We start from the raw sequence: 22,583 nt of genomic DNA, 5'->3' as shown, positions 1-22,583 counted from the left end.
GGACGGTTCCTACCTGGCTTCTCGGATGGCGAGCTGTGCTGCGGAGTCGGCGACTCCGAACGCCTGAGGGACCGGCTGGCTCGCCATGTAGAGGCGGTCCGCGGTGCGGCGTGGGAGCGGGAAGTATTCGAAGGCGCCGTAGACGCGGCCGTCGGCGGCCATCGGCTGTGCGTTGAACCGGGCCACCGTCGCCAGGCGGTACGGCTCGCTGCCGTGGCTGTCGAGGATCGCGATCTCGGTGATGCGGCGGGCGCCGTCGGCGAAGCGGGTGAGCTGGATGATCACGTCGATGGCGCTGTTGATCTGGTCGTGCAGCGCCTCGAAGGGGACCTCGACCTCGGACATCGATGCCAGGGTCTTCAGCCGCATCAGCGCGTCCTCCGCGCTGTTCGCGTGCACCGTGGCCAGCGATCCGTCGTGGCCCGTCGACATCGCCTGGAGCATGTCCAGGGACTCGCCGCCTCGGACCTCACCGACGACGATGCGGTCGGGGCGCATACGCAGCGAGTTGCGCACCAGGTCGCGGATGGTGACCTGGCCCTTGCCCTCGACGTTCGGCGGGCGGGACTCCAGCCGGATCACATGCCCCTGCTGCAGCTGGAGCTCCGCCGAGTCCTCGATGGTGATGATGCGCTCGGTCTCGGGGATCAGGCCCGACAGCGCGTTCAGCAGTGTCGTCTTGCCCGTGCCCGTCGCGCCGGACACGATCACGTTGCACTTCGCCTGCACCAGGCCCGCCAGCAGATACAGGATGGGCTCGTCCAGCGAGCCGAAGCCGATCATCTCCTGGAGCGTGAAGGAGCGCGGGAAGCGGCGGATGGTGAGGGTGGCGCCCGTGAGGGACAGCGGCGGGATGATCACGTTCACTCGCTCGCCGGACGGGAGGCGCGCGTCGACCATGGGGTTCGATTCGTCCACGCGCCGGTTGACCGTCGACACGATCCGCTCGATGGTCTGCATCAGCTGGTCGTGCGAGGGGAAGCGGAGGGGCAACTGCTCCACCCGGCCGCCTCGTTCGACGAAGATCGCGTCCGGGCCGTTCACCATGATCTCCGTGATCGACGCGTCTTCGAGCAGCGGCTCCAGGATGCCGAGGCCCAGGGCCTCGTCCACCACCCTGCGGATCAGCTGCGAGCGTTCGACCGTGGACAGCACGGGGCCCTCGCGGCTGATGATGTGCCCGAGCACCCGCTCCAGCCGGGCGCGGCGCTCGGCCGCGGCCAGCGCGCTCATCTCCGCGAGGTCGATCTCCTCCAGGAGCTTGGCCCGGTAGGAGGCGACCAGGTGGCCGTCCTCGCCCCGATGACCGTTCTCCTCGGGGGTGTTGATGCGTGCGCGCAGGCTCATCGTCGGTGCTCCTTGTTCCCGCGTCAGCCGGTGGTCGAGTGGGTCGAGTCGAGCGGCATGGTCGCGGTCTTCCTGGCGGGGTCGAAGTCCCAGCCGGGGACGATCGACGGGATCTGGACGGTGGCGGTGACGGTGACCGTGTCGGCGTTCGGCGCGGCGGTGCAGGAGACGGACAGCCCGCCGCTGATCGCGTTCACACAGCCGTCCTGAGCCGTCCCCGGGTTCAGCGACTCCGCCCGCGCCCCGGCCCGTGCCGCCGTACCGGCCTGCTGTGCGGTGTACGCGATCAGCCCGAGCTGCACGACCGCCATGCCGACGATCAGGAGGACGGGCAGGAATCCCAGGTACTCGATGGCGACTTGGCCGCGGTCGCGGACGCGCACTCTGCGGGCGTACGGCATGTCAGTTCTTCGCCTCCTCTACGGCACCCGCGTGGCCCCGCACGGTGAACGGGAGGCTGATCGCGCCCGGGAAGAGGACGGGGACGTGGATGCTGACGTCGGCTTTGACATAACCGTTCCCGGTCGTGCAGCCCGCCTCGGCACCCTCGCTCCATGCGCCCCCCAGCTTGGCCAGCCCCGCCTGCCGGCACTTGCCGTCACGGTCGACCTTCGCCGCCGTGCCCGCCCGTACCGCCTCGTCCGCAGCATTCCCCGCGAGGATGAAGGCGTACCCCACCAGCACGAGCTGCCACAGCACCACCAGCGTGATGATGATCGTCGGCATCATGCCCAGGAACTCGATGGTGACCTGCCCGCGGTCCCGGTCCCGCTCTTTGGGCAGCAGCCTCCGCATCCCCATCCCCATCAGTCCCTGCGCCGCCGGAAACTCACCGACCCGCGGTCCCCCCGGAACCGCCCGCCGCCCCGCTGCGCCCCCTCCGCCGCCTTGACCAGCCCCAGCTCCCCCGCCAGCGCCCACAGCGCCTGCTTCACCGCACCCCTGCTGTCCAGCTCGTGGACCCGGCCCGCGTCCACCGCCCCCTGCAACTCCTTGAAGTTGGCGGGGACGACGGTCCCGGCGACCGCCGTGCCCGTGATCTTCTGGATCAGCGGCGGCTGGATCTCCGTACCGCGCGAATGCCGGTTGACGACCACCGTGGTCTCCTCGGCCTTGCGGATCTGCAGCCGGTCCCACATCCGTACGGTCCGCTTGGCGCCGCGCACCGCGACCACGTCCGGTGTCGCGACCAGCAGCGCCGTGTCGGCCATCTCCACCGCGGCCGCCCCCGCCCCGCCCAGCTGGGCACCGCAGTCGACGACGACGACCTCGTAGCGGGAGCGCAGGGCGCTGACGATCTGCCGGGCCGCCCGGTCCGTCACCTCCTCGCCGCGTTCGCCCTCCCCCGGGGCGAGCAGCAGCGCGAGGCCCGTGTCATGGCGGAAGACCGCGTCGGCGAGCACGCGCGGCGAGATGTCGGTGATCGCCGCCAGGTCCACCACCGAGCGGCGGAACTGGACGTCCAGATACGACGCCACGTCCCCGGCCTGCAGATCCATGTCCACCAGCACGGTGCTGCGCCCCGAGGCCTGTGCCGCCAGCGCCAGTTGGACGGCGGTCAGGGTCGCGCCCACGCCGCCCTTCGCGCCGCTCACCGTGACGACGGTGCCGCCGACGCCGGTGAAGACGTCGCCGCCGGAGCCGAGATGACGCCGTACACCCACCGACCACTGCGCGACGGCCTGGACGCGGCTGGCCAGCTCCTCGTAGCTCAGCGGTAGGGCCACCAGGCCCCGGGCGCCGTAGTCCATCGCCGCCTGGAAGAGGCCGGGGCTCGCGTCCGAGGTGACGAGGATGACTCCGACCGCGGGAAAGCGCAGGGCCACCTCGCGGATGAGCTCCAGTGCCGGGACCGGGCCGATCCGTTCGTGCACCACCACGACCTCGGGCAGCTCGTCGACGGACTCGGCGGCGAGACGTGCGAGGGTGTCGACGAGCTGCGTCGAGTCGACGACCGGGGTCACCGGCTCGGCGTCCGGGAGCTGGCTGAGCAGTGTCGTGATGGACCGGACCGCGTCCACGTCACCGACTGCCGGGAGGATCCTCGTGGGCATAGGGGCCTCTCACTTGTCCTTGGCGAGTTGGTACGTGCGGTCCTGCTCGGGGATGGTGCCGGTCTCGCTCGGCGCGACCAGCGCGAGCCGGACCCGCTTGGCGAAGGACTCCGCGTACGTCAGGCGCTGGGCGTCCAGCGCGGAGAGCGCGAAAGTGATGGGGACGGCCTTGGTGAACTGGCCGGTGCGGTTGTCGGCGTCGGGCTGGAGCGAGGTGAGGTCGCCGACGTCGAGGACCCTGGCGTTGGTCACGATGATCTTGGACAGATCGGGGTCGCCCTGCTTCTGTCCCTCGAAGGTGGCGTAGACGTTGACCTTGGAGTCCGGCGTTATCTTGCCGGCGACGCCGGTCGCCGCATCGATCATGATGGCGACCTCCTGCTGGCCGGGCTGCAGAGCGGGCTGATCGGCGATCATGTCGCTCTGCAGCAGGGAGCCCTTCTTGAGCGTCGTCATGGCGACCTTGCCGCGGATGCCGGCGAGATCGGTGACCGCGTTCGCCGACAGCCACCGCTTGGGCATCTCGGTCTTCACGAACTGGTCCGCGCGGAGGCCGGCGTACGGCTTGATGTCGCTCTTGACCTCGTACGCCGTGACCTTGGGCCCGACCTGGGACTTCACGTCACTGATGACGGACAGGACGCCGACGAACGCGCCGAGGGCGCAGACGACCGACAGAAGCAGGAGTAGCACGCCACGGCGCTGACGGGAGTTCATGAACCGTACAACCTCATTGGGGGATATCGGTCGAGCGGACGGGATGGTGCGGGCGGTACGCCTACGGCGGGGCGGGCCGCCGGTTCATGCCGTTCAGGAGCCTCTCCCCGCGGGGAGTTGGTTCTGGTTCTCCAGGACGGGTGGTGGGCCGGCGGAGCAGAAGACACAGCGGTCGCCGATGACGTCGATGCCGCACCAGTGGCAGGAGCCCTGCCGTACCGAGGTGACCAGCTGGTACAGCACGGACAGGTCGGGCAGGAAGGCGGCGAACTCGATCAGCTTGCCCGTCCCCCACCAGGCCGCGGACTCGGCCGGCAGCACCGTCTCGCGCAGCCCCTGGGCGTTCCACTGCGGGACGAGGCTCGCGGTGACCCAGTCCGACTGCAGCTGCCCCTTGGCGACCAGCATCGAGGTGCCGAACTCCGGGCCCGCCAGGGTGATGCCGGGGGCGAGCTTCACCAACTGCGGTTCGGGATGGGCGAGGACGGCGAAGTGCTGGCCCGGCACCCAGGACTTGGCGTGCTGCCTGAGTCCGACGTGGACGCGGTCGAGGCGGGCGACCGAGCCGAGCAGCGCTCCGGCGTGGATGTAGTGGGTGAGCAGACGGCCGGCGGAGGCGAGCACGCCGGGGCCGAGGTCGCAGGAGGCCAGCTGCCGCAACTGGCGGGCCAGGACGGCCAGTCCGAGTGGTGGCAGAGCAGGGCGGAACAGGGCGATACGGTCGGTTTCCAGGAGAGAGCGGATCGTGTGGAGCCGTCGGCCCGTCTCCGGCGAGACCGCCTGTGAGCAGACGACGATCAGATGCCCGTGCTGGTCGATCAGACCCTGCACACCCGCCAGCGCCTGTTCCAGCGGCTGCTTGTCCAGGTCCTGCAGGACGACGGCAGGCAGGGTCCGCTCGTCCTGCGGTGGCAGCGCCATGTCGGCACTGGTCACGGCGATGGCAGTTGGCACGCGCAGCTCCCCGTGGTACGCCCGTCGGCGAACCGGCCGCGTTACTCCGGTACACCGAGGTGACTTCACTCCGTGACTACCTCAGCACTGTATCCACGCCTCTGTGGCCGGAGAACAGCGTTTGTGTAGCTGATGGGCAACTGCCGATTCACAAGTTGCGTCAAAACGGGGCAGGTTCGAGCATCTCGCCGATCCCGAACCGAACCCCGGGACCGTTTGGTCTGGACCTCTTGACAGGCGGATTGGTCTGGACCAACTTGTTGTCATGTCCCCACAGAGACGATCGGCAGCACGGCTGTCGACAGCGCGGCTCCTGTCAGGAGCCGTCACCGCCGCCCTCGCCCTCACCTTCGCGGGCACGGGCCAGGCGTCCGCAGCGGACGTCAACAACGCCAGGAACGCCGGCTTCGAGTCCGGCCTCGGCAGCTGGACCTGTTCCGCGAGCAGCGGTACGACGGTCTCCTCCCCCGTGCACGGCGGCGCGGCCGCGCTCAAGGCCACCCCGGCCGGGCAGGACGACGCCCAGTGCAGCCAGACGGTGGCGGTGAAGCCCAACTCGACGTACTCGCTGAGCGCCTGGGTGCAGGGCGGCTACGCCTTCCTGGGCGTGACCGGCACGGGCACCACGGACGTGTCGGCCTGGACCCCGGACTCGTCCTCCTGGAAGCAGCTGACGACGAGCTTCACGACGGGGTCCGCCACGACCTCCGTGACGGTGTACACGCACGGCTGGTACGGCCAGGCCGCGTACTACGCGGACGACGTGTCGGTGTACGGCCCGGACGGCGGCGGAGGCGGCGACCCGGCACCGACGGTCCCGTCCACGCCGGGCGGTCTGTCGGTGTCCGGTACGACCTCCTCCTCCGTCTCCCTGGCCTGGAACGCGGTCTCGGGCGCGACCGGCTACAACGTCTACCGGGACGGTGCGAAGGTGACGGCGGTGACGGGGGCTTCGGCGACCGTGACCGGCCTCGCGGCCTCGGCCTCGTACTCCTTCCAGGTCAGCGCGACCAACTCGGCGGGTGAGTCGGCCAGGTCGACGGCGGTGACGGGCACGACGACCGCGTCCTCCGGGGGCGGCGGTGGCACCGCACTTCCCAAGCACGCGGTCACCGGCTACTGGCAGAACTTCAACAACGGCGCCACGGTCCAGAAGATCTCCGACGTCCCGTCCCAGTACGACATCATCGCCGTGGCCTTCGCCGACGCCACGACGACGCCGGGTGCCGTGACCTTCAACCTGGACTCGGCGGGGCTCGGCGGCTACACGGTCGACCAGTTCAAGGCGGACATCAAGGCCAAGCAGGCGGCGGGCAGGAAGGTCGTCATCTCCATCGGCGGTCAGAACGGCACGGTGTCGGTGAGCGACTCGACGTCGGCGACGAACTTCGCGAACTCCGTGTACTCCCTGATGCAGACGTACGGCTTCGACGGCGTCGACATCGACCTGGAGAACGGTCTGAACGCGACGTACATGTCCCAGGCGCTGCGGTCGCTGTCGTCGAAGGCGGGCTCGTCCCTCGTCATCACGATGGCTCCGCAGACGATCGACATGCAGTCGACGTCGAACGCGTACTTCCAGACCGCACTGGACGTGAAGGACATCCTCACGGTCGTCAACATGCAGTACTACAACAGCGGTTCGATGCTGGGCTGCGACGGAAAGGTGTACAGCCAGGGGTCCGTGGACTTCCTGACGGCACTGGCCTGCATCCAGTTGGAGGGCGGCCTGTCGCCGTCCCAGGTGGGCCTGGGCCTTCCGGCCTCGACGAGCGCCGCGGGGAGCGGCTACGTCTCCCCGACGGTCGTGAACAACGCCCTGGACTGCCTGACGGCCGGCACGAACTGCGGCTCCTTCAAGCCGTCGAAGACGTACCCCGGCCTGCGGGGCGCGATGACGTGGTCGACCAACTGGGATGCGGCTGCGGGGGATTCGTGGTCGGGCTCGGTGGGCGCGCATGTGCATGGGCTGCCGTAGCAGCCTTGGACTGAGGTGTCTTGGTGCGGCGCCGCCGAACGTGCGGCGCCGCAGCCGGGAGCAGCCGCCGCGAAACATTTCCCCGGTCCCACCGCGTCAATGAAGTGAGGACAATGAAGCGGGCGGTGCCGGGCACGGGGCCGTGGGCAGGGGGACGTGGATGAGACAGGCACGTGCGGACGAGTACGCGGAGTTCGCTGCGGTGCGTGCCGGGCATCTGTACCGGTCCGCCTGTCTGCTGACCGCCGGTGACACACATCTGGCCGAGGATCTGGTGCAGGAGACCCTCGGGCGGCTGTACGTCAGTTGGAGGCGCGTGGCCCGCGTGGAGAATCCCGCGGGCTACGCGCAGACCGTTCTCATGCGTACGTTCCTCACCCATCAGCGCAGGCGCAGCAGCACCGAGCGCGCCACCGACGTGCTGCCCGACGTGCCCGACGACGGGGCGGGCCGTGACATGCCGCTGCGGCTGACCCTGCTGGAGGCCCTGGCCCGGCTGCCCGCCAAGGACCGGGCCGTGGTCGTTCTGCGGTACTGGGAGGACCGCTCCATCGAGGAGACCGCCCAGGCCATGAACGCCAGTTCGGCGGCCGTGCGCACGCGGTGCGTCCGTGCCCTGGGGCGGCTGCGGGAGCTGCTCGGCGAGGACCTCGGCGAGTACGCCCGCCCCTGAACGGCACCTGTACCGCCCTGTGCAGCCGCCCTCTTCATCCTCTTCTTCATCCTCTTCGCGAAACGGTGGTCCGTCATGCCCTTCGACCAGCACGGCACTCCCTTCGAGGAACGGCTCTCAGCCGATCTGCGGCAGGCCGTCGACGCCTTCGACACCGACCGGCTCGCGCTCGTCACCGCCGGTGAACTGCGGGGGCGGCGGCGCCTGCTGCTGCGGCGGCGGGCCGCCGTCGCGGGCGGGGTCGCCTCGCTCGCCCTGGTCGGCGTGGGCGGCGCGTTGCTGGGGCCCGGCACCGGATCGTCGGCCCACCGGGACGGAGCCTCGGTCGGCACCGGCAGACACACCGCCACCGCCGCACCCACCCCCTCGCCCGTCTCCGGCGACCAGATGATCCGCACCCTCGAAGGTCTGCTTCCCAAAGGCAGGTTCAGCAAGGCGGAGGCACGCGGGACGAACGACCGGCCGGGGCCGTACGTGCAACTCGTGTACGACGACGGAAAGGGCGCGGCGGCCATCAGCGTCGGCCTGGGGCGGGTCGAGCCGGGGAGTGACGAGGCGCGCGCGACCACCGAGTGCCCGCGGAAGGTGTTCGTCCACTACGACGCCTGCAGCACGACCCGGCTCACGGGCGGCTCGGTGGTCATGGTGCTGCAGGGCTACGAGTATCCGGACCGACGGGTGGACACCAAGTGGTGGAGCGCCGAGCTCGTCACGCCGGAGGGCCACCACGTCAGCGTGAGTGAGTGGAACGCGGCGGCCGAGAAGGGCGCGCCGATCAGCCGGGCCGAACCACCGCTGTCCGCAGCGCAGTTGAGGAAGCTCGCCGCCGCCGGTGCCTGGCGGGACGCCATCGACGCGATGCCGCCGGACACGCACAAGCCGGCCCCGCAGCCGACCGCGACGGCCGACTCCGTGGCGATCGCCCCGACCCTCAGTTCACTGTTGCCGAAGGGGGTTTTCAAGGTGTCCGAAGACAGCGGTGACGACTCCGGATACGGCTACCTCGTCCTCGACGACGGCAAGGGCAAGAACTTCGTCCAGGTCAACGTCCAGGCCGACATGTCGGACGCCGAGGGCGACCTCTTCGGCTCCGACGCGGAGGTGCTGGCCGACGGGACGAAGGTCGCGACGCACCAGGTCCCGAGTGAGAAGGGCGGCGCCGGAGCCGTGATGTGGACCGTCGACACCATCCGGACCGACGGCAGGCGGGTGGTGATCGGCGAGCTGAACTCCGGCGCCCCGAACGAGGACGCGACCCGCAAGACCCCCGCGCTGACCATGGGACAACTCCGCGAGATCGCGCTCAGCCCGAAGTGGTGGCTCTGAGGGTGCTCGGCGACTTTGACGGCCTCAGAGGAACTCCCCCCACGGCTGGTCCCAGACCTGCTTCACACACAGGATCAGGAACAGCAGCCCCGCGAGGGCCAGCATCGCGTTGCTCAGCGGACCGTTGCGCCACTCGCGGGGGGTGCGGACGGAGTTGAGGAGCCAGATCAGGGTCAGGGCGAGGAAGGGGAGGAACGCCGCACCCAGGACGCCGTAGAGGATGATCAGGCGGAAGGGCTGGCCCTGGAAGAGCAGGACGATCGGCGGGAAGGTCAGCCACAGCAGGTACGCGCGGAAGGGCCAGGAGCGTTCCCGCTCCCCCGAGGCGACCTCCTCGCCGCTCGCTGCCGCGCGACCCCGGTACCGGGCCACGAAGTCCGCGAACATCAGGCTCACGCCGTGCCACACGCCGATCAGCGAGGTGAAGGACGTCGCGAAGAAGCCGATCAGGAAGAACTTCGCCGTCCCCGAGCCGTACTCCTTCGCCAGGATGTCGCTGAGCTGGATCAGGCCCTTGTCGCCGCCGGCGATGGCCACGTTCGCGGAGTGGAGCAGTTCGGCGCCGACGAAGAGCATGGCGACGACGAAGACGCCCGTGGTGGCGTACGCGACGCGGTTGTCCAGCCGCATCACCTTCATCCAGCCGGTGTTCGTCCAGCCCTTGGCATTGACCCAGTAGCCGTACGCGGCGAGGGTGATGGTGCCGCCGACGCCGCCGATCAGGCCCAGGGTGTTGAGGATCGAGTCCTTCTCGTCCGGGAGGACCGGGAGCAGGCCCGCCAGCGCGTGCGGCAGGTTCGGCGTGACCCTGATGGCCAGGTACACCGTCACCACGAACATGACGCCCACCAGGACCGTCATGACCTTCTCGAAGACCTCGTACTTGTTGAACCAGACGAAGACCAGGCCGACCAGGCCGCAGACGATGCCCCAGCCCTTCAGGTCCAGCAGGTCCGGGAAGAGCGCCTGGAGCGGGAGCGCGCTCGACGACATCGCCGCGGCGCCGTAGACGAAGCCCCAGATCACCGCGTAGACGACGAAGAAGTACGTCGTCCAGCGGCCGAGGCTCGCCCAGCCGTCGAACAGCGTGCGCCCGGTGGACAGATGCCAGCGGCCGGCCGCCTCGGCGAGCGAGATCTTCACCAGGCAGCCGAGGACCGCGGCCCAGAGCAGGGTGTAGCCGAAGTTGCTGCCCGCGATGAGCGTGGCCACGAGGTCACCGGCGCCGACCCCGGTGGCGGCCACGACGATTCCTGGGCCGATGTGGCGCCAACTGGATTTGCGGGGGATCCGGTTCGTGTCGGATGGGGCCTCGGTGTCAGTGGGGTGTCCCGTGGTGTCCGCCACGAAGGTCAACAAACCGCAAAGAGACGGTAATGACAAGAGGGCGGCCTGCGCGGCCTGCCCCTACGGGTCCCGCTGGCCGCAGCCGTCCGCCTTGCAGGTGCCGAGTTCGAACCAGACCGTCTTGCCCTGCCCGTCCTGGTGGCAGCCCCAGCGTCCGGCAAGCGCGTTCACCAGGAACATTCCGCGACCGCTCTCCGAGGCGCCCGCCTCCAGCACCTGCGGAGTGCGCCGGCCGCCGTCCCGCACCTCGCAGCGCAGGACGCCGTGCGCGGCGGACAGCGTGAGCCGGAAACGGCTCGCGGCGTGCAGCAGGGCGTTGGTGGCCAGCTCGCTGACGAGGAGTTCGGCGACGTCCACCAGGTCGTCCCGGTCCGTCAGCCCCCACACCTCCAGCTGCCTTCGGACCTCCGCACGGGCCTCGCGGACGGCCGTCGGGCGCGGATCGTACTCCACGCTCGAATGACCTGCCCGCAAGGGCGGCTGGGGGTAAGCGGCGAATTGAGGGTCCGAGTCCGGGTGGGGGGTCCCGGAGAGATCCAGCATGGTTTCAGAGTGTCCTCCCCGGCGCCGCGGCAAACGGGGAGGACTACCTGTTTCCATACCTGCGTACGGGCAAGCGGTTACCCGTACTGCAGCCGTACGGTCGTCCCCGCTCCCTCGTCACGGACGTCGACGTAGGCGCACACCTGTCGGGTGAACCAGAGGCCCTGGTCCGGTTCCAGTTCGGGGGTGGGCGGGGGGACGAAGCCGGCCAGCGGATCGTCGAGGCGATGCGGCGCGCGGAGTTCGCAGACGCAGGCGGGCGCCCGGCCCCACATCAGGGCGTCGGTCACGGAGCCGAGGGCGGTGGCCGCAGCGGTGACCGCCTCGGCGAACAACTCCGCGTCCGCGGGCGCCAGTCCACGGGCGGCGGCCCCCGCGCGAACGGCCTCCGGGTACGGCCGTGCGAGCGGTTCCGCGGCGGCCGGGGGCAACGACAGCGGTACGGAGTCCAGTTCGGCCGTGAGACGGACCGGGTCCTCGTAGACGGCGGTGTCCGGGTGGGCGCGGCGGGCCGCCTCGATGATGGCCGCGCCGGCGGTGCGGGTGTCGTAGGCGCACAGGGCCGTCGTCGCCAGCGGGGCGAAGAGGAGGTTGGCGAGGGCCTCGTAGCGGATCCACTCGGTGGTCTCCCGGACGGAGCGTCCTGCGCGGCCGTTCCACACGGGTTCCATGAGGAGGTGGATACGGCCGCCGGGGCCTGCGTGCGCCGCGAGGTAACCGGCGCCCTGGGCCACGGCGTTGGCGGCCGAGCCGGTGTACCACTCGGTGTGGGGGACGAAGGTGACGCTCGACGCGTCACCGCCGAGGGCGTCGCGCAGCAGGTCCAGCTTGTCGGGGGCGGCGATGGCCACCGGCGGGGGTTCGCCGGGGGCGCCGAGGCCTTCGACGAGGAACGGCAGCGCGGCGGCCACGAACTCGTCGTCCGCGCCGTACACGGCCATGCGGTGGTCGAACGGGGTGGGGGTGGGGCCGTGATGTGTGCTGGTCATGGTTCTCCTCTCTGGGGGGCGTGGAGGTCCTGGAGGGGAGCCTGGACGGGGCTCAGTTCTGGGCGGTCACCCAGGCGGCGATCTGGCTGCGGTTGCTGAAGCCGAGTTTGCTGAGGATGCGTTCGACATGGCCTTCGGCGGTACGGCGGGCGATGAAGAGCCGGTCGGCGATCTGCTGGTTGGCGAGGCCCTGGGCGACGAGTGCGGCGACCTCGGTCTCGCGGCGGGTGAGCGTGCTGCACTGCGCGGGCCGGGATCTGCGGCGGCCATTCATCTCCCCCGCGGCGGTGGAGTGTTGGGGCTCTTTGCCCTCCGTCGCGTACGCGACGAGCTCCGCGAGACCGAGGGCGCCTCCTTTCTCGTACGACCGCTCGAAGCCGGCCCGTCCCAGGGCGGCCAGCGCCCGCTCGCCGCTGCCGCGGCGGATGGCGCCCAGGGCGGCTGAGCCCCAGCGCTCCCGGTCGATGTCGGCCCAGGTGCGGTCGGCGCCGCCGAGCAGCGCGGCCGCGTGGTCGTGGGTGCCCTCCCGGGCCGCGATGTGGGCCAGCAGGTCGAGGGTGAGGGCGATGCCGGTGACGTCGTGCACGGCGAGTTTCAGGCGCAGCGCCTCGCGGGCGTGCCGTCCGGCCTCAGTCCAGTCCTCCTTCACGGTGTGGGCGAGGGCCAGCATCCGCAGCACATACGAGCGCACCCACTCCTCGCCGTGCTCCTCGCACAGCCGGCGGGCGCGCTCGCAGACCTCGACGGCGCGGTCGGCCTCGCCCAGGAAGCCCAGCGCGCAGGCGAGTTCGACCTGGTCGAGGCCGTGCAGGCTGAGGTGCTGGCCGGGGACGGGCCCGCGGGCGACGGTGGCCTCGAAGTGCTCCAGGGCGGCCGGCAGTTCGTTGCCGAACAGGCGGATGACGCCGATGACGTATGCGGCGTGCGCGGCCTCGGCCCTGTCACCGAGGTGCTCGGCCAGTGCGTGGGCGTCCCGTGCGCGGCGCAGGCCTTCGCTCATGTCCTGGGTGGCGGCGGCGAGGAGTCCGGCCACCCACAGTCCACGGGCCCGCTCACCCGTCGGTTCGGGGTTGGCGTCCAGGGCCCGTTCCATCCAGTAGCGGCCCTCGCGGGGTGCCCCGCAGGCGTGCCAGTAGAACCACAGGGTGCCCGCGAGGCGCAGCGCGGCGAGGCGTTCGCCGGGGGTGGTGAGGCTGAAGTCGAGGGCGGCGCGCAGGCCGTCCTGGTCGGCCCGCAGCCGGGCGACGATCTCCCGCTGCCCGGGCCCGAACCAGGCGCGTTCGCAGTCCGCGGCCCGCCGCTGCATCCAGTCGCGCTGACGGCGCCGGGTGGCGTCCTCCTCCCCCTCCAGCTGCCGCAGCCGGTCGAGGCCGTAGTGCCGCAGTGTGTCCAGCAGCCGGTAGCGCACCCCGTCCGGCCCCGTCTCCCTGCCCAGCACGGACTTGTCGACCAGCCCCGCGACGGCCTCCAGGACGTCGTACGGCCGTACGGACGCCCGGCCTCCAGCCGGGGGGACCCCCGTCTCGCTTCGCTCGCCGTCCGCGCAGACCGCCTCCGCCGTCTCCAGGTCGAAGCCGCCGGACAGGACGGAGGCCCGCGCCCACACCAGCTGCTCCTGCCCGGTGCAGAGTTCGTGGCTCCAGTCGACGGCGGCGCGCAGGGTCTGGTGGCGGGGCAGGGCCGCGCTGCTGCCGGCCGTGAGGAGGCGGTAGCGGTCGTCGAGGCGCTCCAGGAGCTGTTCGACGCCGAGGACGCGCATGCGTACGGCGGCCAGCTCGATGGCGAGCGGGAGTCCGTCCAGGCGGCGGCACAGGCGGGCCACGGCGGCCCAGTTGTCGGCCGTGATGCGGAAGCCGGGGACCACGGCGGCGGCGCGGTCGGCGAAGAGGGCGAGGGCCGGGTAGCCGTCGGCGGCGGTGAGCGCCTGTCCGGGCGTCGCGGCGCAGGCGGGGGTCTGCGGACGGGCCCCCAGGTCGCCGTCCGGGTCGGGGACGGGTAACGGCCTCACCTCCATGAGGTGTTCCTCGGTGAGCGCGAGGCGGTGCCGGCTGGTGGCGAGGAGCCGGACGCCGGTGGTGCCGCGCAGCAGGGCGGCGGCAAGTTCGGCGCAGGCCTGCAGCAGGTGTTCGCAGTTGTCCAGGACCAGCAGCAGGCGCCGGTCCCGTACCTGCTCGACCAGGGCGTCCAGCGGCGGCCGCGCGGAGTGGTCGTGCAGGCCGAGGGCCTCGGCGGCGGCGAGGGGGACGAGCGCCGGGTCGTGCAGTCCGGCCAGGTGCACGAAGCGCACACCGTCGGGGAAGGCCCGTTCGACGCGGGCCGCGAGCCGTACGGCGAGCCGGGTCTTGCCGACGCCGCCCGGTCCGGTCAGCGTGACCAGGCGCGCCCTGGCGAGCAGTTCGCGGCCCGCGGCCTGTTCGCCGCGCCGGTCGACGAAGCTGGTGGTCTCGACCGGCAGGCGACGGTCCCGTCGCGGCGCTGATCCGCCCATGATCAGCCTCCCTTGCTGCATTTTTCCGGGGGCCGCCCCCGGGCCCCCAGCAGAAAAGCAGGCCGGCCAGCGCGACCGGCGCAGACATCGCTAGGCGAACCTGAGTGAAGCGGAACATCACTCTTCTCCGTAATCGGCATATATGCACGTTCAGGTCACACCCGCGAGTGCACTTCGCCGGAGGGCGCCTCCGCGGTGACGGCTGCGCGTACACTCCGCAACCCGCCACATCTTGACGTGTCCATGCCATTACATGACGATGACGGCACCCGTCTCGGCCACCGCCAGCAGTGTCCACAAGCCGACGCCTTCGGCCGACGAGGGCGGCGAGGGCGGCGAGCAACCAGCGCACAGAGAGCTGGTACTGGTCCTCGCCGGCCCTGGTCATGACTCCGGCTCAGCGGGACGAGCACACAGCGGTGAGCGTCTTTTCCCGCTCAGCCCGCCGGTTCTCCTCGACCCTGACCTTTCCGATGCGGACGCGTTCAGCGAGATCGGCCCGCTGGTGGCGCCCGCTGTCTCATGATCCCGGGAACCGGCCCCGTTCACCCATACCAGAGACAGGGCGGCCAACCATGGCCAACAACTGCTCACCCGCCGACCAGGCCGACCAGTACTGCGGTTAGCCGGCGTTCTCGTCGAAGTAGGCGTCCAGCACCGCGTCCAGCTGCTCTTCCCACTCCGTGAAGAGACTCCTGGCCGTCGCCTCGATCTCGATCGGGTACCAGCGGCGGTCAGGGGTGTGGACCGTGATGGTGAAACGCTTGCCGAAGCGGGGGGACTCCGTCTCGACGGCGCCGATCTCGTCCCAGCGGAACTCGCACTCCTGGTCGTCCAGGGTGAGGCGGACGCCCTTGTGGTCGGCGACGACCTTCGCGCGACGGTCGGAGGCCTCGAAGACGGGGCCTTCGGGGGCCTCTTCCTCGTCATCGGCAGAGTCCTCGCCGTCGTACGCAGAGGCCTCGTCCTCCGCGGCCGGCTCCTCGGTCTCCGCGTCCCCGGACTCGACGTGCTCGCCGTCGGCCTCGTCCTCGGCCACGGCGTCTTCCGCCTCGACCTCCTCCGGTTCCTCGGACACGGGTGGGGTGAGCCCGGGAATGAAGGCCGGGTCGAATCCGGCACCGGTCACGGGCTCGCCCTTCAGGGGCTGGCTGCTCGATCCTATGCGCTGCTCCACAGCGGGCAGTATGGCTGACAACTCTGTGCCGGGCACAGCCAGCCCCAACTTCGTTTTGGCTTCCTCCCCACAACGTTATGGTGCGGGGATTCCAACCAGCGGTGACGCCGATTGGTGCGGTCCCCTCGCGGGGCCGCTGGTTCCTGCCTCTACGCATACGGCTTTCGGGCAGGGGGTATCGCGGTACGGCGTCCCGGGGATGACGGGCGGCGCCGTACCGTGAGTGCTTACGGTGTGCGGGAGTTGAGGGGGTGTCAGCCCAGAACGGCCAACGCGTCGATCTCGATGAGGAGACCCGCGGGCAGACCGACGTAGACCGTCGTGCGCGCGGCGGGCGGCTGGGTGAGGCCCTGCTCCTCGAAATAGGTGTTGTAGATGCCGTTCATCTCGGCGAAGTGGTCGACGTCCGCGAGATAGACACGGATCATCATCACGTCGTCCCAGCTCGCGCCGCCCTCCTCCAGGATCGCCTTGACGTTGGCGAGGGTCTGGAGGGTCTGTTCGCGCAGGGTCGGGCCGGCGGGTGTGGGGGGCCTGCCCTCCTCGGCGGGCAGGAAGCCGACCTGGCCGGCGACCTGGAGGATGTTGCCCTTCCTGACGCCGTGGGAGAACTTCGCGGGCGGGGTGGTGTGGGTCTTGGGGGTGAGTGCGATCTTCTCGGTCACGGGCTGTCCTTCACTGACTTGTCCTTCACCGGCTGTCCTTCACCGGCTGTCCTTCACCGGCGTTCTTCCGGAGTACTCCCCGCTGATCGCGTCGGCCGTGCGGCGCACCAGGGGGAGCAGGGTGAGGAGTTCCTCGGCGGTGACGACGACATTCGGCGCGGAGACCGACATCGCGGCGACGACGCGGCCGTCGGCACCGCGGATCGGCGCGGCGACGCAGTTGATGGACTCCTCGTGGCCGCCGAGGTCGGTGGCCCAGCCCTGTTCGCGCACCTTGTCCAACTCCCGTAGGAAAGCAGGGGCGTTGGGGGTGGAACGGGAGGTGTACATGGGGTAGTCGAGCTTGTCGGAGAGCGCCCGGCGCTCTCCTTCGGGGAGGTCGGCGAGGAGCAGCTTCGCCACCGCGGCGACGGTGATCGCGACCGGCTTGCCGATCCGTGAGTACATCCGGACCGGGTACCGGCTCTCCACCTTGTCGATGTAGAGGACCTCGGACTCCTCGTACACGGCGAGGTGGACGGTGTGCCCGCACTGCTCGTTGAGGCGTACGAGGTGGGGGTGGGCGATCTCGCGGATGTCGAGGTTCTCCATGGCCTCCTGGGCGAGTGCGATGAGGCGGGCGCCGAGGCGGTAGCGCTGGTCGGACTGCCGGTAGACGAGGCCGTGCTCGTGCAGTGTGCGCAGCAGGCGCAGGGCCGTGGACTTGTGCACGTCCAGGCGGTCGGCGACCTGGCCGAGGTCGGCGGGGCCCTCGGCGAGCAGCGGCAGGATGCTGAGCGCGCGGTCGACGGTCTGGCTCATGGCGTACGTACCTCCTCGTCGGCCCGATCGACGGCTCGCTGCACGGCGTGATCATCGGCATGCGTCCAGCCGGGGCCGAGTCGAAGTCTCCCCCACGCGTCGTCGTCGAGGGCGGCGAGGCGGTCGGCGTGGGCGCGGGCGGGGGGTGGGGCGAGGTCGCCCGGGGCGGTGAGGGCGGCTGCCGCCGTGAGGTGGCCGTGGCGTAGGCAGGTTGCCGCCGGGAGGCCGCGCAGGGCTGCCGACAGGAAGCCGGCGGCGAAGGCGTCTCCGGCGCCGATGGTTGCCACGACGTCCACGGTGAGGGCGGGGACGAAGGTGCCCGGCGTCGGGGCTGAGGCAGGGGCGGTGTCGCCGGCCCGCGCTTGCGGGGTGCCGCCTCTCTTCGGGTCGGGAGCCGCCCCAGCGGCACGACTGCCCGCAGGCGGCACGGCGTGGCCGCCGGGGGACCCGAGGGGCGCGGGACGGTGACATGTGCGGCTCCGCCGCGTGGGCGCGACCAGCCCACGACCGCCCGCGGCCGACACGAAAGCCGTAGCCCCCGCTCCTCCTTGTTTGACCACCAACACCCCCGGCTCGGGGAGTGCGGCACGAACCGCCTCCGGTCCGCCCGTCACTCCCCACGCTTCCTGCGCCTCGTCCTCGCCCACGAACACGACGTCGGCGCCACGCGCCAGCTCCAGCAGCACCCCCGATCCGTCGGCGTCCGCCCACAGCCCCGCCCGGTAGTTCACGTCGAACGAGACCAGCGGCCTCCCGGAACCCGGCGCGGTCAGCTCGCGCAGCAACCCCCGGCAGCCCTCCGACAACGCTGCCGTGATCCCCGACAGATGCAGGACCCGGCCCGCGCGCACCGCGTTCAGGTCCGTGTTCTCGACGGTCATCGCGGAGGCGGCGGAGCCGGTCCGGTAGTACGCCACCTCGTGGGCGTCGGTCGCCCGGTCGCCGGCCGTACGGAAGTAGATGCCGGTCGGGCGCGCCGGGTCCCGTCGTACGGCGGTGACGTCGACGCCGTACGCGCCGATCGCCTCGACCAGGTGGTCGCCGAACCCGTCGGCGCCGACCCTGCTCACCCAGCGCGCGGAGTGCCCGGCGGCCGCCAGGGTGCATGCCACGTTGGATTCCGCGCCGCCGATGGCGCGGTCGAAGGAGGGGACGTCGGCGAGGCGGCCGGGACGCGAGGGCAGGAACGTGACCATGGACTCGCCGAGCGTGACGACATCGACGGCATCGACGGCGTCGACGGCCTCGGCGCCGTCTGGGGCATTGCGAGGTCCGGTCGCGGTCACGATCGTCGTAACTCCTCGATGTCCTGGCGGGTACTCGGTTGTCGTTGACCCAGCATTGGCCGAGATGTTAGACAGCGAAAAGCGATATACGCAACGAGCATTGCAACTAATGCAACGCACCTGATCAGGGAGGCCTCATGGGCACGGAAGCCCTCGCGCGGCTCGCCGGGGAACGCGTCGACCACCGCTTCAAGGGCCTCCCGCCGGACGCGGACGGTCTGACCGTCGGCGAGCTGGCGGCCCAGCGCCGCAACCTCTTCACCGGCGGCTTCGCGACCCCCGTCCTCGCCCTGTCGGCCGAGCGACTGGAGCACAACCTCGCGCTCATGGAGACGTATGCGACGCGCCACGGCCTCGCCTTCGCCCCGCACGGCAAGACCACCATGGCGCCCCAGCTGTTCCGGCAGCAGACCGAGCGCGGCGCCTGGGGCATCACGCTCGCGGTGCCCCACCAGGTGCGCGTGGCGCGGGCGTTCGGGACCCAGCGGGTCTTCCTCGCCAACCAGCTCGTCGACCCGGCCGCCCTGCGGTGGATCTCGGCCGAGCTCGATGCCGACCCCGGGTTCCGTCTCGTCTGCTACGTCGACTCCGTGCGCGGGGTGGAGCTGATGGACGCGGCGCTCCAGGGCGCCTCGCGTCCGCTGGACGTCGTCGTCGAGCTCGCCGCCGGTGAGGGCGCCCGTACCGGCGTCCGTACGGAGACGGAGTGCGCGGCGGTCGCCGATGCGGTGTCCGGTACGCGGACGCTGCGGCTCGTCGGTGTCGCGGGCTACGAGGGCGAGGTCCCGCAGGCCGACCCGGAGCGTGTGCACACGTATCTGCGCCGTCTGGTCGCGCTGGCCGCGGACTTCGACAAGGCGGGGCGGTTCGCGGGGCTGGACGAGATCGTCGTGAGCGCGGGCGGCAGCGCCTGGTTCGACGCGGTGGCCGACGTGTTCGCGGAGATCCCCGGGCTCTCCGCCCCGGTACTGAAGTTGCTGCGCTCCGGCGCCTACGTCTCCCACGACGACGGCCACTACCGCAAGCTCACCCCCTTCAACCGGGTCCCGGAGGAGGGTGCCCTGGAGCCCGCCTTCCGGCTCTGGACGCAGGTCGTCTCCCGTCCCTCCGCCGAGCAGGCCTTCGTCAACGCGGGCAAGCGGGACGCGGCCTACGACCTCGACCTGCCCTTCGCGCAGGTCGTCCGGCGGAACGGCGCCGAGCGCCCGGCCACCGGCATCTCGGTGACCGCGCTGTCGGACCAGCACGCCTGGTTGCGGACGACCGAAGAGGCGGATCTGGAGGTCGGGGACTGGCTGGGCCTGGGTCTGTCCCACCCGTGCACGTCCTTCGACAAGTGGCAGCTGATCCCGCTGGTCGAGGCGGACGGCACGGTCGTCGACTACATCCGCACCTTCTTCTAGGAACAGCCGGGGACAGGAGGCCGATCGTGGAGGAGCTCGTCATCCGGGACGCGGACGTCGTGGACGGCAGTGGTGAGCCGTCGTACCGCGCGGACGTGGTGGTCGACGGCGGCAGGATCGTCTCGATCGTCAAGGAGGCGGCCGCCGCGGGCTGCCTACGCCCCAAGGCGCGGCGGGAGCTGGACGCGGAGGGGCTGGTCCTCTCCCCCGGCTTCATCGACATGCACGCCCACAGCGACCTGGCGGTGCTCCGCGACCCGGACCACAGCGCCAAGGCCGCGCAGGGGGTCACGCTGGAGGTCCTGGGCCAGGACGGGCTGTCGTACGCCCCCGTCGACGACCGCACGCTCGCGGAGGTGCGCCGCGCGATCACCGGCTGGAACGGCCACGGCGACGACATCGACTTCGACTGGCGTTCGGTGGGCGAGTACCTGGACCGGCTGGACCAGGGGGTCGCGGTGAACGCCGCCTATCTGATCCCCCAGGGGACGGTCCGCATGCTCGCCGTCGGCTGGGAGGAGCGCGAGGCGACCCCGCAGGAGCTCGACCGGATGCGGCAGTTGGTCGCCGAGGGCATGGAGCAGGGCGCGGTCGGCATGTCGTCCGGGCTGACCTACACGCCCGGCATGTACGCCAAGGACGCCGAACTGACCGAGCTGTGCCGGGTGGTGGCGGAGTACGGCGGCTACTACTGCCCCCATCACCGCTCGTACGGGGCAGGCGCCCTGGAGGCGTACGAGGAGATGGTGACCCTGACCCGGGAGGCGGGCTGCTCACTCCATCTCGCCCACGCCACCATGAACTTCGGCGTGAACGAGGGCCGGGCACCGGAGTTGCTGTCCCTGCTGGACGAGGCGCTGGCGGCCGGGGCCGACATCAGCCTCGACACGTACCCCTACACGCCCGGCTGCACAACTCTCGTGGCGCTGCTGCCGAGTTGGGCGAGCGAGGGCGGACCCGAGGCGGTCCTGAAGCGGCTGGCGGACGACGAGACCGCCGAGCGGATCCGGCACCACATGGAGGTCGTGGGCGCGGACGGCTGCCACGGCGTCCCGATCGAGTGGGACACGATCGAGATCTCCGGCGTGGCGGACGCGGCGCTGGGCGATTTCGTCGGCCGTACGATCCGGCAGTCGGCGCAGGCGCGCGGCGAGGCCCCGTGGGCCACCGCCCGTCATCTGCTGCTGGCGGACCGGCTGGGCTCGACGATCCTCCAGCACGTGGGCCACGAGGAGAACGTCCGGGCGATCATGCGGCACCCCGTCCACACCGGCGGCTCGGACGGCATCCTCCAGGGGACGAAGCCCCATCCGCGCGCCTACGGCACCTTCCCGCAGTATCTCGGCCGGTACGTACGGGAGCTGGGTGTGCTGTCGCTGGAGGAGTGCGTCGCCCATCTCACCTCGCGGCCCGCCGCCCGGCTGCGACTGCCGGACCGGGGACTGGTCCGCGAGGGCTGCAAGGCCGACCTGGTCCTGTTCGACCCGGAGACGGTCGCGGCCGGGGCGACGTACGAGAATCCGCGCACGCTCCCGACGGGCATCCCTTATGTCCTCGTCGGCGGCCGGTTCGTCATCGAGGACGGCCGGCGGACGGATGTGCTGGCGGGTCGGGCGGTCCGTCGCAGTCCCGTGCGACGGAACGCCACCCGGCGGTGAGCTACGGGACTACGGCTTGGGCAGCGTGCAGCCGGCGGCGCTCAGGTCCAGCTTGTTGCCGGCTCCGAAGCAGGCCGGGATCTGGTAGGTCTCCTCGGCGTAGTTGATGCCCTGGCGGACGGTCACGTTGCCGCTCGCGTCGACCTCGCAGGGGTTGTTCTCGGTGCAGCGTTCGCCGTCCTCGTTGCCGGTGTTGTTGACGGCGACGACCTTGCCGGTGGCGTTGTCGACGACGGGCGAGCCCGAGGTGCCGCCGATGGTCTGGCAGGCCGAGGTGTAGCGGAGCGAGTCCTTCCAGGTCCAGTCGCCCTCCTTGAGGCGGTAGACGAACCCGTCGACATTGCAGGCGTACGTCTTCTTCCAGTAGCCGGAGACGACCGTGATCGCGGTGCCCGCGGTCGGGTGCGTGTCCTGCACGGTGAGCGGGCTGATGCCGTACGTGCTCTTGATCTTCGCGTAGGTGGTGGTGAGCTGGTAGATCGTGACGTCCGTGTCCGTCATCGTCGAGTACGCGACCTTGCTGGCGCGCAGCGTCCCGACCTTGGTGGCCGAGGCGTTGAGCAGACTGAAGCTACGGCTGGAGGCCTGGTCGACGATGACCTCGCCCGCCGCCGGGAACCCGGTCTCCAGGCAGTGGCCGTTGGTCATGACGAGCGCCGGGTCGGTGTCCGCGGAGTTCGGGAAGCGGATGACGGAGCCGGAGCAGTTGCTGAGCGCCACGGTGCCGGCGAAGTTGACGGCCTTGATGGTGGGCGTGGCCGCCTTGGTCGTCGTCTTCGTGGCCGCGCCGTCCGTGAGCAGGGGCGCCGCGACCGCGGGTGCCATGCCCGCCCCGGTTATCACCAGGGCCGAGAGCACGGCGAGGAGAGGCTTCTTCATGTGGGGGTCCCCTCTTGCGACTTGGGCGACCGGAGATTTTCCGGCCGCCCATAGATTTGACATGTGCATTCTGAGGGGAGAGGGGTGGTTGGGCAAGAACCTATCCAGCCCTACGGCTGCTTGGGCCCCTTCGTGCCACCCTGCCCGTGCCCGGGGTTACCGCCGGAGCGACCCGGACCCGACGCACTCGCGGTGGGGGCGGGTGTCGCCGTGACAGCCGTGGTGGAAGTCCCGGCGGAGGGCTCCCGGGTCCCGCCTTCGGACGCGGACGCGGTGCGGCTCGGAGAGACGCTCGGGC

20 protein-coding genes are annotated in these 22,583 nt (G+C 70.9%); 5 read left to right on the top strand and 15 right to left on the bottom strand.

From position 1 onward, the window contains the following. Window positions 1-9: 9 nt before the first annotated feature. The 6 genes from LJ657_RS08075 to LJ657_RS08050 form a co-directional block, all read right to left on the bottom strand. Window positions 10-1,347, bottom strand: coding sequence for a TadA family conjugal transfer-associated ATPase (locus LJ657_RS08075; RefSeq protein ID WP_232647699.1), 1,338 nt, complete (start codon window positions 1,345-1,347; stop codon window positions 10-12). 23 nt (window positions 1,348-1,370) lie between these two features. Then, the gene (locus LJ657_RS08070; protein ID WP_232647698.1) at window positions 1,371-1,748 is read right to left on the bottom strand and encodes a TadE/TadG family type IV pilus assembly protein; all 378 of its coding nucleotides are present in this window, start codon (window positions 1,746-1,748) and stop codon (window positions 1,371-1,373) included. 1 nt (window position 1,749) lies between these two features. Beyond that, window positions 1,750-2,148 (bottom strand): pilus assembly protein, encoded by a 399-nt coding sequence (locus tag LJ657_RS08065; protein WP_372487828.1) that lies wholly within the window; start codon window positions 2,146-2,148, stop codon window positions 1,750-1,752. Window positions 2,149-2,153: 5 nt separating this feature from the next. Next, window positions 2,154-3,401, bottom strand: a complete 1,248-nt coding sequence (locus LJ657_RS08060) for a CpaE/TadZ family protein (RefSeq protein WP_232647697.1) — start codon at window positions 3,399-3,401, stop codon at window positions 2,154-2,156. Between the two features lie 9 nt (window positions 3,402-3,410). Next, window positions 3,411-4,118 (bottom strand): Flp pilus assembly protein CpaB, encoded by a 708-nt coding sequence (gene cpaB, locus LJ657_RS08055; protein WP_232647696.1) that lies wholly within the window; start codon window positions 4,116-4,118, stop codon window positions 3,411-3,413. A gap of 93 nt (window positions 4,119-4,211) precedes the next feature. Further along, window positions 4,212-5,072: a hypothetical protein gene (locus LJ657_RS08050; RefSeq protein WP_372487827.1), complete on the bottom strand. Its 861-nt coding sequence runs from the start codon at window positions 5,070-5,072 to the stop codon at window positions 4,212-4,214. A gap of 265 nt (window positions 5,073-5,337) precedes the next feature. On the opposite strand from LJ657_RS08050, the gene LJ657_RS08045 reads away from it, so the two are divergent. From LJ657_RS08045 to LJ657_RS08035, 3 genes are all read left to right on the top strand, one after another. Further along, window positions 5,338-7,050 carry a chitinase gene (locus LJ657_RS08045; protein WP_232647695.1) on the top strand — a complete coding sequence of 571 codons (1,713 nt, stop codon included), beginning with the start codon at window positions 5,338-5,340 and terminating at the stop codon, window positions 7,048-7,050. Window positions 7,051-7,210: 160 nt separating this feature from the next. Next, window positions 7,211-7,723: a SigE family RNA polymerase sigma factor gene (locus tag LJ657_RS08040; RefSeq protein WP_232647694.1), complete on the top strand. Its 513-nt coding sequence runs from the start codon at window positions 7,211-7,213 to the stop codon at window positions 7,721-7,723. 75 nt (window positions 7,724-7,798) lie between these two features. Beyond that, window positions 7,799-9,049 (top strand): hypothetical protein, encoded by a 1,251-nt coding sequence (locus tag LJ657_RS08035; RefSeq protein ID WP_232647693.1) that lies wholly within the window; start codon window positions 7,799-7,801, stop codon window positions 9,047-9,049. A gap of 24 nt (window positions 9,050-9,073) precedes the next feature. On the opposite strand, the gene LJ657_RS08030 is transcribed toward LJ657_RS08035, so the two are convergent. The 8 genes from LJ657_RS08030 to LJ657_RS07995 all read right to left on the bottom strand — a co-directional run bounded on the left by LJ657_RS08030 (window position 9,074) and on the right by LJ657_RS07995 (window position 18,345). Beyond that, a complete protein-coding gene (locus LJ657_RS08030) occupies window positions 9,074-10,396 on the bottom strand; it encodes an Nramp family divalent metal transporter (protein WP_232647692.1) in 1,323 nt (440 codons plus the stop codon). A 60-nt stretch (window positions 10,397-10,456) separates the two neighbouring features. Further along, window positions 10,457-10,939: an ATP-binding protein gene (locus LJ657_RS08025; protein ID WP_372487826.1), complete on the bottom strand. Its 483-nt coding sequence runs from the start codon at window positions 10,937-10,939 to the stop codon at window positions 10,457-10,459. A 77-nt stretch (window positions 10,940-11,016) separates the two neighbouring features. After that, window positions 11,017-11,928: an anti-sigma factor RsbA family regulatory protein gene (locus tag LJ657_RS08020; RefSeq protein WP_232647691.1), complete on the bottom strand. Its 912-nt coding sequence runs from the start codon at window positions 11,926-11,928 to the stop codon at window positions 11,017-11,019. Window positions 11,929-11,980: 52 nt separating this feature from the next. Beyond that, the gene (locus tag LJ657_RS08015) at window positions 11,981-14,416 is read right to left on the bottom strand and encodes an ATP-binding protein (protein WP_232647690.1); all 2,436 of its coding nucleotides are present in this window, start codon (window positions 14,414-14,416) and stop codon (window positions 11,981-11,983) included. Window positions 14,417-15,038: 622 nt separating this feature from the next. Then, window positions 15,039-15,593, bottom strand: a complete 555-nt coding sequence (locus LJ657_RS08010) for a hypothetical protein (RefSeq protein WP_232647689.1) — start codon at window positions 15,591-15,593, stop codon at window positions 15,039-15,041. 254 nt (window positions 15,594-15,847) lie between these two features. Next, the gene (locus LJ657_RS08005) at window positions 15,848-16,258 is read right to left on the bottom strand and encodes a RidA family protein (RefSeq protein ID WP_232647688.1); all 411 of its coding nucleotides are present in this window, start codon (window positions 16,256-16,258) and stop codon (window positions 15,848-15,850) included. A gap of 39 nt (window positions 16,259-16,297) precedes the next feature. Next, window positions 16,298-17,059: an IclR family transcriptional regulator gene (locus tag LJ657_RS08000; RefSeq protein WP_232647687.1), complete on the bottom strand. Its 762-nt coding sequence runs from the start codon at window positions 17,057-17,059 to the stop codon at window positions 16,298-16,300. Continuing rightward, a complete protein-coding gene (locus tag LJ657_RS07995) occupies window positions 17,056-18,345 on the bottom strand; it encodes a sugar kinase (RefSeq protein ID WP_308117017.1) in 1,290 nt (429 codons plus the stop codon). The genes LJ657_RS08000 and LJ657_RS07995 overlap by 4 nt, the downstream gene beginning before the upstream one ends. Window positions 18,346-18,482: 137 nt before the next feature. Here LJ657_RS07995 and LJ657_RS07990 point away from each other — a divergent pair, with 137 nt between their 5' ends. Together LJ657_RS07990 and LJ657_RS07985 are read left to right on the top strand one after the other, a co-directional pair. Next, on the top strand, window positions 18,483-19,748 hold the full coding sequence (locus tag LJ657_RS07990; RefSeq protein ID WP_232647686.1) for an amino acid deaminase: 1,266 nt from the start codon (window positions 18,483-18,485) through the stop codon (window positions 19,746-19,748). Window positions 19,749-19,774: 26 nt separating this feature from the next. Then, window positions 19,775-21,406, top strand: coding sequence for an N-acyl-D-amino-acid deacylase family protein (locus LJ657_RS07985; RefSeq protein WP_232647685.1), 1,632 nt, complete (start codon window positions 19,775-19,777; stop codon window positions 21,404-21,406). Between the two features lie 9 nt (window positions 21,407-21,415). On the opposite strand, the gene LJ657_RS07980 is transcribed toward LJ657_RS07985, so the two are convergent. Further along, window positions 21,416-22,285: a S1 family peptidase gene (locus tag LJ657_RS07980; protein WP_232647684.1), complete on the bottom strand. Its 870-nt coding sequence runs from the start codon at window positions 22,283-22,285 to the stop codon at window positions 21,416-21,418. Between the last annotated feature and the right edge of the window lie 298 nt (window positions 22,286-22,583).

Source organism: Streptomyces guryensis, assembly GCF_021261325.1.
Lineage (GTDB): Bacteria > Actinomycetota > Actinomycetes > Streptomycetales > Streptomycetaceae > Streptomyces > Streptomyces guryensis.
This window is presented reverse-complemented; position numbering and strand designations above follow the sequence as displayed.